The 12,525-nt window shown below is 63.0% G+C and carries 12 protein-coding genes and 1 tRNA gene; 2 read left to right on the forward strand and 11 right to left on the reverse strand.

From position 1 onward, the window contains the following. The first annotated feature begins 221 nt into the window (after positions 1-221). Positions 222-1,127, forward strand: a complete 906-nt coding sequence (locus DDZ17_RS18785; protein WP_116368533.1) for a transporter — start codon at positions 222-224, stop codon at positions 1,125-1,127. Here the strand turns inward: DDZ17_RS18785 and ychF are convergent, their stop codons facing one another. The 10 genes from ychF to DDZ17_RS18835 all read right to left on the reverse strand — a co-directional run bounded on the left by ychF (position 1,128) and on the right by DDZ17_RS18835 (position 10,493). Then, positions 1,128-2,222 carry a redox-regulated ATPase YchF gene (gene ychF, locus DDZ17_RS18790; RefSeq protein WP_116368534.1) on the reverse strand — a complete coding sequence of 365 codons (1,095 nt, stop codon included), beginning with the start codon at positions 2,220-2,222 and terminating at the stop codon, positions 1,128-1,130. Between the two features lie 35 nt (positions 2,223-2,257). Further along, positions 2,258-2,848 carry an aminoacyl-tRNA hydrolase gene (gene pth, locus DDZ17_RS18795; protein WP_116368535.1) on the reverse strand — a complete coding sequence of 197 codons (591 nt, stop codon included), beginning with the start codon at positions 2,846-2,848 and terminating at the stop codon, positions 2,258-2,260. A gap of 29 nt (positions 2,849-2,877) precedes the next feature. After that, positions 2,878-3,534 (reverse strand): 50S ribosomal protein L25/general stress protein Ctc, encoded by a 657-nt coding sequence (locus DDZ17_RS18800; RefSeq protein ID WP_116368536.1) that lies wholly within the window; start codon positions 3,532-3,534, stop codon positions 2,878-2,880. Positions 3,535-3,688: 154 nt separating this feature from the next. Then, positions 3,689-4,621: a ribose-phosphate pyrophosphokinase gene (locus tag DDZ17_RS18805; protein ID WP_116368739.1), complete on the reverse strand. Its 933-nt coding sequence runs from the start codon at positions 4,619-4,621 to the stop codon at positions 3,689-3,691. Between the two features lie 222 nt (positions 4,622-4,843). Continuing rightward, positions 4,844-4,918 (reverse strand) — tRNA-Gln (locus tag DDZ17_RS18810). Positions 4,919-4,930: 12 nt separating this feature from the next. Then, the gene (ispE, locus tag DDZ17_RS18815) at positions 4,931-5,761 is read right to left on the reverse strand and encodes a 4-(cytidine 5'-diphospho)-2-C-methyl-D-erythritol kinase (protein WP_116368537.1); all 831 of its coding nucleotides are present in this window, start codon (positions 5,759-5,761) and stop codon (positions 4,931-4,933) included. Then, positions 5,754-6,350, reverse strand: a complete 597-nt coding sequence (lolB, locus tag DDZ17_RS18820; protein ID WP_116368538.1) for a lipoprotein insertase outer membrane protein LolB — start codon at positions 6,348-6,350, stop codon at positions 5,754-5,756. The genes ispE and lolB overlap by 8 nt, the downstream gene beginning before the upstream one ends. 3 nt (positions 6,351-6,353) lie before the next feature. Continuing rightward, on the reverse strand, positions 6,354-8,102 hold the full coding sequence (locus DDZ17_RS18825) for a tetratricopeptide repeat protein (protein ID WP_157976729.1): 1,749 nt from the start codon (positions 8,100-8,102) through the stop codon (positions 6,354-6,356). A gap of 65 nt (positions 8,103-8,167) precedes the next feature. Next, on the reverse strand, positions 8,168-9,256 hold the full coding sequence (locus tag DDZ17_RS18830) for a 3-ketosteroid-9-alpha-monooxygenase, oxygenase component (RefSeq protein ID WP_206613597.1): 1,089 nt from the start codon (positions 9,254-9,256) through the stop codon (positions 8,168-8,170). Between the two features lie 49 nt (positions 9,257-9,305). Next, positions 9,306-10,493, reverse strand: coding sequence for an acyl-CoA dehydrogenase family protein (locus tag DDZ17_RS18835; protein ID WP_116368540.1), 1,188 nt, complete (start codon positions 10,491-10,493; stop codon positions 9,306-9,308). Positions 10,494-10,802: 309 nt separating this feature from the next. Between DDZ17_RS18835 and DDZ17_RS18840 the strand changes: the two genes are divergently transcribed. Then, a complete protein-coding gene (locus DDZ17_RS18840) occupies positions 10,803-11,489 on the forward strand; it encodes an OmpW/AlkL family protein (RefSeq protein ID WP_116368541.1) in 687 nt (228 codons plus the stop codon). Here DDZ17_RS18840 and DDZ17_RS18845 read toward each other — a convergent pair. Further along, positions 11,486-12,163: a helix-turn-helix domain-containing protein gene (locus DDZ17_RS18845; protein WP_157976730.1), complete on the reverse strand. Its 678-nt coding sequence runs from the start codon at positions 12,161-12,163 to the stop codon at positions 11,486-11,488. The genes DDZ17_RS18840 and DDZ17_RS18845 overlap by 4 nt on opposite strands. Positions 12,164-12,525 lie beyond the last annotated feature (362 nt).

A 12,525-nucleotide genomic window follows, 5' to 3' on the forward strand; every position in this document is an offset into this window, starting at 1 on the left:
GGCAGCAGTGGCAGCAGTGGCAGCAGTGGCAGCAGCGGGCAGCGGCCTGCCCCGGCCCGGCAGCTAGGCACCGCGGGCCACGCGCCGCTATCATGGGCTGGCCGCTCTCTCGCCGGGTCGTGCTGTGGAATGTTGCTGTGCAGTAACGCAGAGCAACAGCGCCGCGTGCTGATGGCGCCAGGGAGCGCGTGAATAACCGTTCGGGAAGGCGGGGTACAGCAATGCAGAAATGGAGCGTGGTGTGGGGGCTGGTGGCCGCTCTTGGCGCAGCCGCGGCGGGTGCCCAGGAGCTGACGCCCAGGGCCTACTGGCCAGCGCCGGCGGGCACCCAGCTGCTGACGCTGGGGGCCTCCTATACCGATGGCGACACCGTGCCCGACCCGTCCCTGCCCATTGTCGGTGTGGACTCCAGCATCCTCACCGCCACCGCCGGCTACACGCGCTTTTTTGCCCTGGCCGGACGCACGGCCAACGTTTTTGTGCAGCAACCCTATTCTGTGGGCGACACCCGGGCCGAGCACGAGGTTTTCGGGGAATTGCAGCGTGACTACCAGGGGGTGGGGGATGTGACCGCCGGCCTGTCCGTTAACCTGCTGGGTGCGCCGGCCATGAACCTGCAGCAGTTTGGCGAGCTGCGCCATGCGCCGCGCCCCATACTCGGGGCCAGTCTCAAGGTGGTGGCCCCCACCGGCCGCTACGAGGCGGACCGCCTGATCAACGTCGGTGCCAACCGCTGGGCGGCCAAGGTGGAACTGGGCTATATCCAGCCACTGGCGCCCAGCTGGCTGCTGGAAGTGGATGTCGGCGTGTGGGGCTTTGCCAACAACGATGACTACGTGGGCTTTACCCGCGAGCAGGACCCGATCTACTCCGCCCAGCTGCACCTGATCAAGCGCTTTGGCCCCGGCTTCTGGGGGGGCATCAACGTCAACGGCTACCGCGGCGGGCGCAGCACCATAGGCGGGCGCGAACTGGACGATCTACAGCGCGATTCCAAGGCCGGTGTTACCCTGGTGTTCCCCTTTGCCGGCAGGCACGCCATCAAGGCCAGCTTCGCCACCGGCTCGGTCAACGACAGCGACGAACGCTTTTCGATTTACCAGCTCAGCTACCAGCGGGTGTTCTGATCACACGTTGAAGCGGAAGTGGATGACATCGCCGTCCTGCACGATGTAGTCCTTGCCCTCCAGGCGCCAGCGGCCGGCGTCCTTGGCACCCTGTTCACCCTTGTGGGAGATGAAGTCGTCGTAGCTGACCACCTCGGCGCGGATGAAGCCCTTTTGGAAGTCGGTGTGGATAACTCCGGCTGCCTCGGGGGCAGTGGCGCCGACTTTCACGGTCCAGGCGCGCACTTCTTTTTCGCCGGCGGTGAAGTAGGTCTGCAGGTTCAGCAGCTGGTAGCCGGCGCGGATCACCCGGTTCAGGCCCGGCTCTTCCATGCCGAGGTCGGCCAGAAATTCATCGCGCTCGTCGTCTTCCAGCTCGATGATTTCCGATTCCAGCTTGTTGCAGATGGGGACCACCACGGCATTTTCGCTGGCGGCAATCTCCCGCACCTTGTCCAGGTGGGGGTTGTTGTCAAAGCCGTCCTCGCTGACGTTGGCAATGTACATGGTGGGTTTGACGGTCAGCAGGAAGAGCTGCTTGAGCAGGGCTTTCTCGTTGGCGTCAAAATCCAGCGCGCGCACCGGCTTTGCCTCGTTCAACTGGGGCAGCAGTTTGTTTTCCAGCAGGGCCTTCATGGCCACCGCCTCCTTGTCGCCGCCCTTGGCGGTACGGGTCACTTTCTGCAACTGCTTTTCGCAGCTGTCCAGGTCGGCCAGCGCCAGCTCGGTGTTGATCACCTCGATGTCTGAGGCCGGGTCCACGGTGTTGGCCACGTGAATCACGTTGTCGTCTTCAAAGCAGCGCACCACGTGGGCAATGGCGTCGGTTTCGCGGATGTTGGCCAGGAACTGGTTGCCCAGGCCCTCGCCCTTGGACGCGCCCGCCACCAGGCCGGCGATGTCGACAAACTCCATGGTGGTGGCGATTTCCCGCTGGGGCTTCACTATTTCGGCGATGCGGGTCTGGCGCGGGTCGGGAATGGGCACCACGCCGGCGTTGGGCTCAATGGTGCAGAAGGGAAAGTTCTCGGCGTCGATGCCGGCCCGGGTCAGGGCGTTGAACAGGGTGGACTTGCCCACGTTGGGCAGGCCGACGATTCCGCATTTGATTCCCATGGTTGATTCCTGTCAGAAAAGGGGCCGAGCCGCGCTCAGGCCGCGTTGAAACTGTGTAGCCGGGTCATGGCCCGGGTGCCGTCGCCGTCCAGCAGCAGGGGCAGGGCGGCCAGGGCTTCGTCGATGCTCAGGTCGATGCGTGTGCGCTCGTCGGCGCTGGGGCGGCCCAGCACGTAGCCGGTGACTTTCGACGCGTGGCCCGGGTGGCCAATGCCGATGCGCAGGCGGTGAAAATCCTTGCTGTTGCCCAGTGCCGGCACGATGTCGCGCAGGCCGTTGTGGCCGCCGTGGCCGCCGCCCTGCTTGAAGCGGGCCTGGCCGGCGGGAATGTCCAGCTCGTCGTGGGCAACCAGAATCTGCTGCGGGGCAATCTTGTAAAAGGTCGCCATCGCCGCCACGGCCTGGCCGCTGCGGTTCATGAACGTGGTGGGGATAAGCAGGCGCAGGTCGTGGCCCGCCAGTCGAATACGTGCAGTGAGGCCAAAGAACTTGCCTTCACTTTGCAGGGTGGCGCCGCAGGAACGTGCCAGCGCCTCCACAAAATCGGCGCCCGCGTTGTGGCGTGTACCCCGGTAGTCGCTGCCGGGATTGCCGAGGCCAGCTATCAGTTGGATATTGGCTGTCAACGCGGGTGCCGCTCGCGGCGCAGGACCAATCAGTCCTCGCCGTTCTCCTCGGCATCGCCTGCTTCGGCTGCGCCATCTTCCTCGTCGTCGGCATCGCTGCCACCTTTCGGCGGGATCACGCTGGCAACGGCCAGGTCGTGGTCTTCACCCAGGGCCAGGGCCACGGAGGTGACGCCCTTGGGCAGTGCGATGTCGGACAGGTGAACGATTTCACCGGCCTTGACGTTCAGCATATCCACTTCGATGTACTCGGGGATATCGGTGGGCAGACACAGGACTTCGATGTCGGTTTCCTGGTGCTGGATCATGCCGCCTTCGATTTTCACACCGTGGCAGCTCTTCTCGTTCAGGAAGTGAACCGGCACGTGCACCTTGATGGCCACTTTGTCGTCAACGCGCAGGAAGTCGGCGTGCATCACGGCATTGCGGGAGGGGTGACGTTGCAGGTCCTTGAGGATGGCCTTCTCTGCCTTGCCGGCCACGTTGACGGTCAGCACGTGAGAGAAGAAAGCCTCGTTCTCCAGGGCCTTTTCCAGGTCCTTGCGGATCAGGGTCAGGGGCTGGGGCTCTTTGTTGCCACCGTAGATGATGGCGGGTACCAGGTCGGCGTGACGACGCAGGCGGCGGCTCGCACCTTTCCCCATGTCCTCGCGCACTTCGGCGTCGATTGCAAATTGGTCAGACATTGTCTGGCTCCTGTAAAAACACCGCTTTGCTTGCGACCAGCGCGGCGGTGGGTTTCAAAGGCTGGCCGGTGTGGCGCAGCCTGTTAATGCCTTCAGCCACTGCCTGGCAACAGGTAGCGTGCGGAAGGCGCCGGTAAGCGCTGTTCCTTATTGGTTACTGGAACAGGGCGCTGATGGATTCCTCGTTGGACACCCGGCGGATGGACTCCGCCAGCAGGTCCGAGATGGTCAGCTGGCGGATCTTACCGATCTGCTTTGCCGCCGCACTCAGGGGAATCGTGTCGGTGACCACCAGCTCGTCGAGCTGGGAGGCCTTCAAATTGTCCAGGGCGCGGCCCGACAGTACCGCGTGGGTACAGTAGGCAACGACCTTCAGTGCGCCGCGCTCTTTCAGTGCGTCGGCGGCCTTGCACAGGGTGCCGGCGGTGTCGACCATGTCGTCCACCAGCAGGCAGGTGCGGCCGTCCACTTCGCCGATCAGGTTCATTACCTGGGCCTCGTTGGCCTGGGGGCGGCGCTTGTCGATAATGGCCAGGTCGGCATCGTCGAGCTGCTTGGCGATGGCGCGGGCGCGCACTACGCCGCCGATGTCCGGCGACACCACAATCAGGTTCTCGTAGTGGCAGGTCTGGATGTCGGCGTTCAGCACCGGTGAGCCGTACACGTTGTCCACCGGGCAGCCGAAAAAGCCCTGGATCTGCTCCGCGTGCAGGTCGACGGTCAGCACCCGGTCAACGCCCACGGTGACCATCATGTCGGCCACCACCTTGGCGGTGATCGGCACCCGGGCAGAGCGCACGCGGCGGTCCTGGCGGGCGTAGCCGAAGTAGGGCACCACGGCGGTAATGCGGGCAGCCGATGCGCGACGCAGGGCGTCGATCATCACCAGCAGTTCCATCAGGTTGTCGTTGGTGGGCGCACAGGTGGACTGCACCACAAACACGTCCTTGCCGCGGACGTTCTCGTTCAGTTCAACGGCGACTTCACCATCGCTGAACTTGCCGACGTCGGCTTTGCCCAAAGTGAGGTACAGTCTGCTGGCCACTTTCTGGGCCAGTTCCGGGTTGGCGTTTCCGGTGAAGACCATCATTTTGGAGGACACGGCGCTTACCTCGGGTCGATGCTGGAAAGGGGCTCTACATTGATCGCCAGTGGCGTCCTGCCGTCTGCGATCGGGTGTACGTCCTGTACATGGAACCTGCTGTACATAGAAATAGTGCCATACACTGCGGTCAATGTATGGCACTGCATCCGGGCGCCCTGCGGTGGTGGCGCCCCGCGCAACGCTGCGGGCGGTACGCGTGGTATATGGCTGGGGTGGTAGGATTCGAACCTACGAATGCCAGGATCAAAACCTGGTGCCTTGCCGCTTGGCGACACCCCAGTAATTGGGTTTTCAGGATAACGCTGACAGTGCGGGTGAGCGGTTGATGCCGCGCGCCACATAGGCCTGCCAGGGCTCGGGAACCTGCACTGCCACCGCCTGGGCGGCTGCGCGACTGTCAAAGCGGGAAAAGACGCAAGCGCCTGTTCCTGTCAGCCTGGAATCTCCGAATTTTGCTAGCCAATTCAATGCCTTGGCTACCTCGGGGTAACGGGTGGTAACAACTTCCTGGCAGTCGTTCCGGTGTCCCCCCTGAAAAACGGCCGCCATTGTGATCGCAGGGCTGTTCCTTGTCAATTCCCGTGCCGAAAAAATTTCCCCGGTGGGCACATGGCAGCCGGGGTGGATGATCAGGTACCACGCCGGGGGCAGTTCCACCGGGCTCAGGCGCTCGCCAAGGCCCTCGGCCCAGGCGCTGTGGCCGGCCACAAACAGCGGCACATCCGCCCCCAGGGCCAGGCCAATGGCCTGCAGTTGCCGATTGCTGTGCCCGCACTGCCACAGCCGGTTCAGGGCCAGCAGAGTGCTGGCGGCGTCGGAGCTGCCGCCGCCGAGTCCGCCGCCGCTGGGAATCCGCTTGGTGGTGTGAATGTGAACGCCGTGGCTGCCGTGCTGCAGGGCGCGGGCGGCGCGGGTGATGAGGTTGTCGGCCGGTGCCAGGCCAAGGGTGTCACCGCCGAGCGCGATGCGGCCGCTGTGGTCGGGGGTGAAGGTCAGGGTGTCGCCCCAGTCCAGCAGCTGGAACAGACTCTGCAGCTCATGGTAGCCATCGGGGCGGCGCCCGGTGATGTGCAGCAGCAGATTCAGCTTGGCCGGTGCCGGCAGGACAAGGGGCTCACTCACCGGGGGCCCCCGGCCGCCAGTCGCGGATCAGCAGCCGGGCGCTGGTGTCGCCGCGGCGCAGGTTCAGGCGGGTGGGCAGGTCGTAGTTGTCGAACCGGCGATAGTCGAAAAACTCCACCTGCCAGCCCTGCTGCTGCAGGTGGCTCAGGCGCTGGTTGTCCAGGCGCAGTGCCTCGGTGGCGGCGTTAGGCTGTGGTATGCCGCGCAGCCAGAAGGGCAGGGCGGCCACCGGAATGTCCCAGCCGGTGCTCTCGCGCACCGCCTCGGGGGTGGAGATGTCCAGAATGCGGATTTCGTCGCCGCGCCGGACCTCCAGCCGTTCACCGTCTGCCAGCACCTGGGTGGAGGCCATGCCCAGGGGGCCGCTGAGCTGCAGTTCGGACTGCTCGCCGCGCTGGCGCCACAGCAGGCTGGCGGTTTCCGCCTGCTCGCCATTGCGCAGGGCCAGCTTGCCCCGGGCCTGCCACTGTTCTAGCGCGCCCAGCCGGGCGAGGTGCTGCTGCCAGCCCTGCTCGCCCGGGGGCGATGGCGGGACGGTGCTGCAGCCGGCCAGCAGGGCCAGCAGCAGGGGAAGAATAAGCCGGCGCATGGATCAGGGGTTGGCTTGCAGCATGCTGACGTCAAAGCGCTGGATGGTGCTCAGCAGAATTTCGTGGCGCGGGTCTTTCTGCAGGGCGTCGCGCCAGATGGCGCGGGCCTGTTCGGCCTTGCCCGATACCCACAGCACCTCGCCCAGGTGCGCCGCTACCTCCGGGTCGGGGAAGGCCTGGTAGGCGCGCTCCAGATAAAAGAGGGCATCTTCATAGTGGCCCTGGCGATAGAGCACCCAGCCCATGCTGTCGAGGATGGCGGGCTCGTCGGGTTCCAGAATCAGTGCGCGCTCGATCAGCTCGCGGGCTTCGTCAAAGCGCTGGGTGCGGTTGGCCAGGGAGTAGCCGAGGGCGTTGAGCGCGGTGGCGTTGTCCGGCTCCTGGGCGATGATGGTGCGCAGGTCGGATTCCATCAGCGCCAGGTTGCCCTGTTTTTCCCCCAGCAGGGAGCGGCTGTAGCGCAGGGATGAGGACTCCGGCAGGCGCGCCAGGCCGGCATCCAGCACGGCCATGGCGGCGCTGCTGTCGCCGGCGCCGCTGAGCACTTCGGCTTCCAGGGCGTAGAGCCGCTCCTGTGCCTCGGGGTGGCTCTCGCGCAGGGTGTTGAACAGGGTGCGGGCCTGCCCGTCCTTGCCGTTTTCCAGCAGGATGCGGCCGATGCGCCCCTTGGCGCTGAAGAAGTCACCGCTGTCCGCGGCGCTGACTTCCATGTAGGCCTTCACCGCCGCCTGCTGGTCGCCGGCATCCTCGGCGATGCGGCCCAGGTAGTAATAGGCTTCGTCGGTGCGCTGGCCAAGGTCGATCAGCTGGTGCAGGTAGGCCTTGGCCGCCAGGTCGTCGCCGACCTCGTGGTTGATCAGGGCCAGGGAGAACAGCAGGTTGCCGTCTTGCGGGGCGCGGGCCGAGAGAATCTCAAACTGGCCGCGGGCGGCGTCGATATCGCTGCGGGTGAGCAGGCGGGCGTACTGCAGGCGCAGCCGGCTGTCGTCGGGGTTGGCGGCCAGGGCTTGCTCGATATGGGCGAAGGGTGCATCGCTGCCCTGCTCCAGCCGGATCTTGGCTTCCAGCAGCAGGCCCTGGTACTGGTAGGGTTCCTGGGCAAACAGTTGCGTCAACAGCGCCAGTGCCTGCGCGTGCTGCTGCAGCTCATCGTAGGCCAGGGCGCGGGTCAGCAGCAGTGAGGGGTTGTCGGGAAACTCCTGCGACAGCGCCTCCAGCCCGGCGACCAGCGCCTGTTGCTCTCTGGCGCCCAGTTCCGGAAAGCGGTTCAGCAGAATGGGGAAGTTGGCCTTGCCCTGGTCCCTGGCCACCAGGGCCAGGTGGGGCAGGGCTTCGTTGGTGCGCCCGGCCCGGGACAGCAGGGTGGCGTAGGTGTTGTTGGCCTCTACGTTGTCCGGCTCCAACTCCACCCACAGGGCGGCGGATTCCCGGGCGGCGTCCTCCTGCTGCATGAACTGGGCGATGTGGGTGGTGTGGGCGCTGACCCCGCGGTCGCGCAGCAGCGGCGCCTGCTGGGTGTAGAGGTCCAGGGCGGTGCCGTAGTCGCGCCGGCGCAGGGCGAATTCCCCCACCAGCAGGGGGTAGAGTGCATCCGCCGGGATGGCGCGCTCCGGTGGAGGTGGTGCCTCATCGGCCTCGGCCACAGGGGCGGCGGGCGCTTGGGGGGCTGGCGCAGAGGCGCAGGCGCCGAGCAGGGCGGTCAGGCAGGCGGCGAGGAACAGACGCGACATGGCGGGGAGATTTCCGGACATCGGCAACAAAACTCCCGATGATTGTGACACAAGCCCCCGCGCAAGCCTACTTCAACGGCACCGCATCAAGCCCTGTTTGCCAGAACTGCCAGGGTATCTTCCACCGAGGGTCCCTCCACCGTGACGTGCTCCCTCGCGCGCACCTGATCGTCGCGGATATCGGCAACGTCGGTCATGAACTGGCTGTACCATTTGCGCACCAGGTGAATGGGGCCGTCGCCATCGCACAGCAGGGGATTGTCAATCAGGCATTTGTTGTTCCAGATCGCGACATCCTGGTGGAATGACTCAAGCGTCTTTTCGGTATAGGCCGCCAGCAGTGCGCGGTTCTCTTCCGCGTTGTGTGTGGCGCTCTTTTTCATCATCACTCCGAAGTTGATGATGAAGTTATTCGTGTCCACCGGGATATGGCTCACCAGCAGGTGCACGGCCATGGGCTGTCCCTCCATGCTGCCCGTCATGGCGGTGGTCATGTAGGCCGGCCCCTCGTAAGTGGCGACACTGGTCAGCAGGTCGTCACAGCTATCGGTCAGGAGCTGGTGTCCGCCGACCATGTACTGGATAAACCGGTGTCCATCCATGACATTTTTGAACGACTTAACAGAAGAGTAGTGAACCGGGCCAAAATGCGCCATATCGGCCATGTTATCAACCAGCTCTCTGCCTTGAGACTGAATCGGGATGCTGTGCATTTCCCAGTCTGTCCATTCGCCGCTGTACCAGTCGGCGTTGTCTACTGGCTCTTGCTCTGGTATCGGCGGGTTATTCTCTGGATCCTGCCACACCATTACCAGGCCATTTTTTTCCAGTACGGGCCAGGACTTGATGACAGCTTTGGGGGGGATTCGCTTGGCGTAAGGGATGTGATCGCACACACCATCGGCGCCCCAGCGCCACAGGTGAAACGGGCAGATAACAGAATTCCCGCAGACTTCGCCGCGGCTGAGATCGCCCCCCATATGCGGGCAGTAACCATCGAGAATATGTACCTGGTTGTCCTCCTGGCCGCGATAAGCCACGAGTTTTGTGCCGAAAGCGCTCAGCGTGGTGGGTGTGGTAGTGATACTGCTGTTGCTGCCAATCACGTACCAGCCGCGAGCGTAACGTTCCGGCGTTGGCCGGTGCTCTATGGTGTAGGGTTCGATCATGTTCATCTTTAGTCTCCCAGTACTGTTCGAACTTCCCGGTCACTGATGTGACCCGTTACAGGAAAGAGTCGGTGTTGGCCTGGCCCATCAGCGAACCACCGAGGTTGCGCGCAAATTTGAACGGGTTGTTTGCCACATGGGTGCGGCCTGCATTGATGTCCAGCCAGGCCCGATTGAGTGGATGGCTGCGGTGTATGCCCTGGGCGCCACAAGCGATGAACAGATCGTTGACGGCATCCGCGCAGCGGGCGCCCACGCGCGCGGCCTCATAGCGCATGCGGATGCGCTCTTCCAGGGGCAGCGCGGAGTTAGCAGTCGCAACCGCCATCATGCGCCGGATATTGCGAAACATGATGGTTTCACATTCGTCCACTACCGCCAGGGCTTGCGCCAGCGCCACTTGTGCTTCTGGATCGGTGGCAATTTTGTTGCCGTCATTGAGGCCAACCCGATGGCGGTTAACGGCAATGTAATCACCGGTAATGCCCTTCAGGCTGCCAATGGCGGCGCTACTGACCGCGCGCACAAAAATCTGGCCGAAAGGAATACGGTACAGCGGTGCGGTATTTACCTGATTCCCAGGGCTGTTGCAGTGAAATCCGTCGATTGAGCGGTGAGTGCGATATTCCGGGACAAAGGCGTCGCGGACAACGATATCGTGGCTACCGGTTCCCTCCAGGCCACTGACATCCCAGTTTTCCTCGATGTCGTAGTCTTCCCGGGGTACCAGGAAAGTGCGGTAGTCGGGGCTGTCACCTTCGTCTTCCGGCGGGATGGCGGCGCCCAGAAAAGCCCATTGACAGTGCATGGAGCCAGAGGAAAAACCCCAGTGGCCGCTGAGCCGGAAACCGCCGTCGACCCGGGTCACATTGCCCACCGGCATGTAAGAAGAGGATATCAGGGTGCTGTTGTCTTCCGCCCACACGTCGCGCTGGGCCTGTTCATGAAACAGGGCGAGCTGCCAGTTGTGAATCGCCACCACACCGAGCACCCAGGCTGTTGACATGCAGCCCTGCGCGAGAATCATCTGTACGCGGAAAAAGACTTCCGGGTCGAGTTCATACCCCCCAAAGCGCTTTGGCTGGAGTATCCGAAAGAACCCGCCTGCCTGCAGGTCACTGAGGGTTACGTTGGGTAAGCGCTGTAGTTTGATCGCCGACGGCTGCCTTTTTCGCAGTTCCGGTACCAGTTGCTGGGCCTGCCGGTAAAGCGATTCGGCCAGAGTGCCTGGGCTGTCGTTCATTGATCGTCGTCCTGTTGCTTCACGCTGATAAGTCAGTGTTGGAGGTTGGCCCGAGGGGCACGGATGAAGCTGTTTATAAGCCGGATGCCTGTGCCGCGGGTTTGATCTGGATCAAGGGATTGTGCGGCCGGGCTGAGGGGGGTCTTGAAGTACAACTTATTGAATCGTAAGTGCTGTCATTTTGCTGGTGTGTCCGGTTGATCTGCCTGCGCGGGGTTTTCTTGATTTGGGTCAACGGCAGTTGCACTGGCTGGCCCCTACAATCCGCGCCGACATCAACAGCAGTAGTGACTGTGACGGAGTAAACCGATGCAAAAGTGCTTGAGAGCGGCCCTTGGTGGATGTTTGTTGGTTGCCGCTGTACCGGCGCTGGCTTATGAGGCGGGCGATGTGATCGTGCGGGTTGGCGCTGCCACTGTGAACCCCCGGGAAGACAGTGAGCAGATTGTTCTGCCCACAAGCCCCAGCCCCACCGTGCTACCGGGTGTTGGTGTGGATGGTGATACCCAACTGGGGCTGGGAGGCGCCTATTTATTGACTCCGAGCCTGGGTATTGAGCTTTTGGCGGCAACCCCGTTTGAGCACGACGTGAAGGTGCAGGGGCTCGGGATAGAGGGTGGTTCGGTCAGCCATTTGCCGCCCACCCTGAGCCTGCAGTGGTACCCCAGAGGGGCGGCGGCGGGCTGGCAGCCCTATCTCGGTATAGGCATTAACTACACCGTATTCTTTGACGAGGATGTAAGCTCAGAGTTGAAAGGGGCCTTGCAGGCCACCCTGGGCGCCAGTCGGGCCGATCTTGCGTTGGAGAACTCTGTCGGTCTTGCTGGTCAGGTTGGGGTGGATATTCCACTGAACGACAATCTGATGTTGAATGCCGCAGTTTGGTATATCGATATCGATACCGAGGCAGCTATCCGCACTGATGTGGGCACAGTAAAGTTTGACCTGGATATCGACCCCTGGGTTTACAGCCTCGGCCTTGCCTGGCGATTTTAGGGCTTGTTTGCGGGGCGCGCAGTGCTGCGCAGTGCCTCCGGCTTGAGAATGCGGATTTCACGGTTGTCCAGGGTAATCACCTGCTCCTCGCGCAGCCGGCTCAAGCACCGGCTGACGGTTTCGATGGTCATGCCCAGATGGCAGCCGATGTCTGCCCGCGACATGGGGAGCCGAAAGTGCAGTGCGCTTTGTCCCAGGCTCGCATAGCGTTTGGAGAGGTTCAGGATCAGGGCTTTGATCCGCTCGTAGGCACTGTACTGGGTTACCAGGCAGAGGTGTTCCATCTTGGCCTGCACGCAGCCGCTGACTGCCTCCATCAGGTGGGTCTGGAGTATGGGCAGTGTTCTGCCCAGTTGTTGCAGCAGGTCAAATGGCAGGGCACAGACCGATGCGGTTTCCAGGGCCTGCACACTGCACTGGTGCTTGCCACTACTGACGCCATCGAGACCGAATACCTCGCCCGGCAGTACGAAGTCGGTAATCTGGATGTTGCCATTACTGCAATGCCGGTAACCCTTGAGCGCCCCTGAACGCAGTGCATACAGATTTGTGAAGGGCTCCCCTTCTTCGTAGACGATGCCGCCGCGATGAATCGGCGTGCTGCGTTGAACGATGTCGTCCAGCAAGAGGGTTTCCGCCTCATTCAGGCTCAGCGGCAGGCAGAGCCGGTTCATGCGGCAGTTCTGGCAGTTGATCAAGTGGCGCTGCGTGGCGCCATGCGCTTGGCCAGAGGGGGATAATCGAGGTTCGGGTTTCACTGGCTTCAAGTCCGCGGGTGAGTCGCAAGGGGGCGGTAAACAGAGGTCGTCGCCCGCGTGGTTAGAATACTGCGTATTGACAGGGGGGTCGAGCAGGGCGAGAGGCTGGGAAAGGGACTCGGAAAGGGACTCGGAAAGGGGCTTGGAGAGGGGCCGAGAGAGGGGCCGAGAGAGGGCTCTATTGTGGACTACGACAGGGGAATTTTGCTGTGGATATGCTATCTTGCAGGCCCTTTTGCCATGTATTTATAAAGCGTGCAGATCCGGCGTGATCTGCA

It is taken from the genome of Parahaliea mediterranea (genome assembly GCF_003402235.1).
Classification (GTDB): Bacteria; Pseudomonadota; Gammaproteobacteria; order Pseudomonadales; family Halieaceae; genus Parahaliea; species Parahaliea mediterranea.

Bases quoted from the DNA above. Each gene is read 5' to 3' on its own strand.
- DDZ17_RS18825 (WP_157976729.1), bottom strand. From the start codon at position 8,102: ATGTCCGGAAATCTCCCCGCCATGTCGCGTCTGTTCCTCGCCGCCTGC.
- DDZ17_RS18805 (WP_116368739.1), bottom strand. From the start codon at position 4,621: ATGGTCTTCACCGGAAACGCCAACCCGGAACTGGCCCAGAAAGTGGCC.
- DDZ17_RS18830 (WP_206613597.1), bottom strand. From the start codon at position 9,256: ATGAACATGATCGAACCCTACACCATAGAGCACCGGCCAACGCCGGAA.
- DDZ17_RS18835 (WP_116368540.1), bottom strand. From the start codon at position 10,493: ATGAACGACAGCCCAGGCACTCTGGCCGAATCGCTTTACCGGCAGGCC.
- lolB (WP_116368538.1), bottom strand. From the start codon at position 6,350: ATGCGCCGGCTTATTCTTCCCCTGCTGCTGGCCCTGCTGGCCGGCTGC.
- DDZ17_RS18845 (WP_157976730.1), bottom strand. From the start codon at position 12,163: ATGAACCGGCTCTGCCTGCCGCTGAGCCTGAATGAGGCGGAAACCCTC.
- DDZ17_RS18785 (WP_116368533.1), top strand. From the start codon at position 222: ATGCAGAAATGGAGCGTGGTGTGGGGGCTGGTGGCCGCTCTTGGCGCA.
- DDZ17_RS18840 (WP_116368541.1), top strand. From the start codon at position 10,803: ATGCAAAAGTGCTTGAGAGCGGCCCTTGGTGGATGTTTGTTGGTTGCC.
- DDZ17_RS18800 (WP_116368536.1), bottom strand. From the start codon at position 3,534: ATGTCTGACCAATTTGCAATCGACGCCGAAGTGCGCGAGGACATGGGG.
- ychF (WP_116368534.1), bottom strand. From the start codon at position 2,222: ATGGGAATCAAATGCGGAATCGTCGGCCTGCCCAACGTGGGCAAGTCC.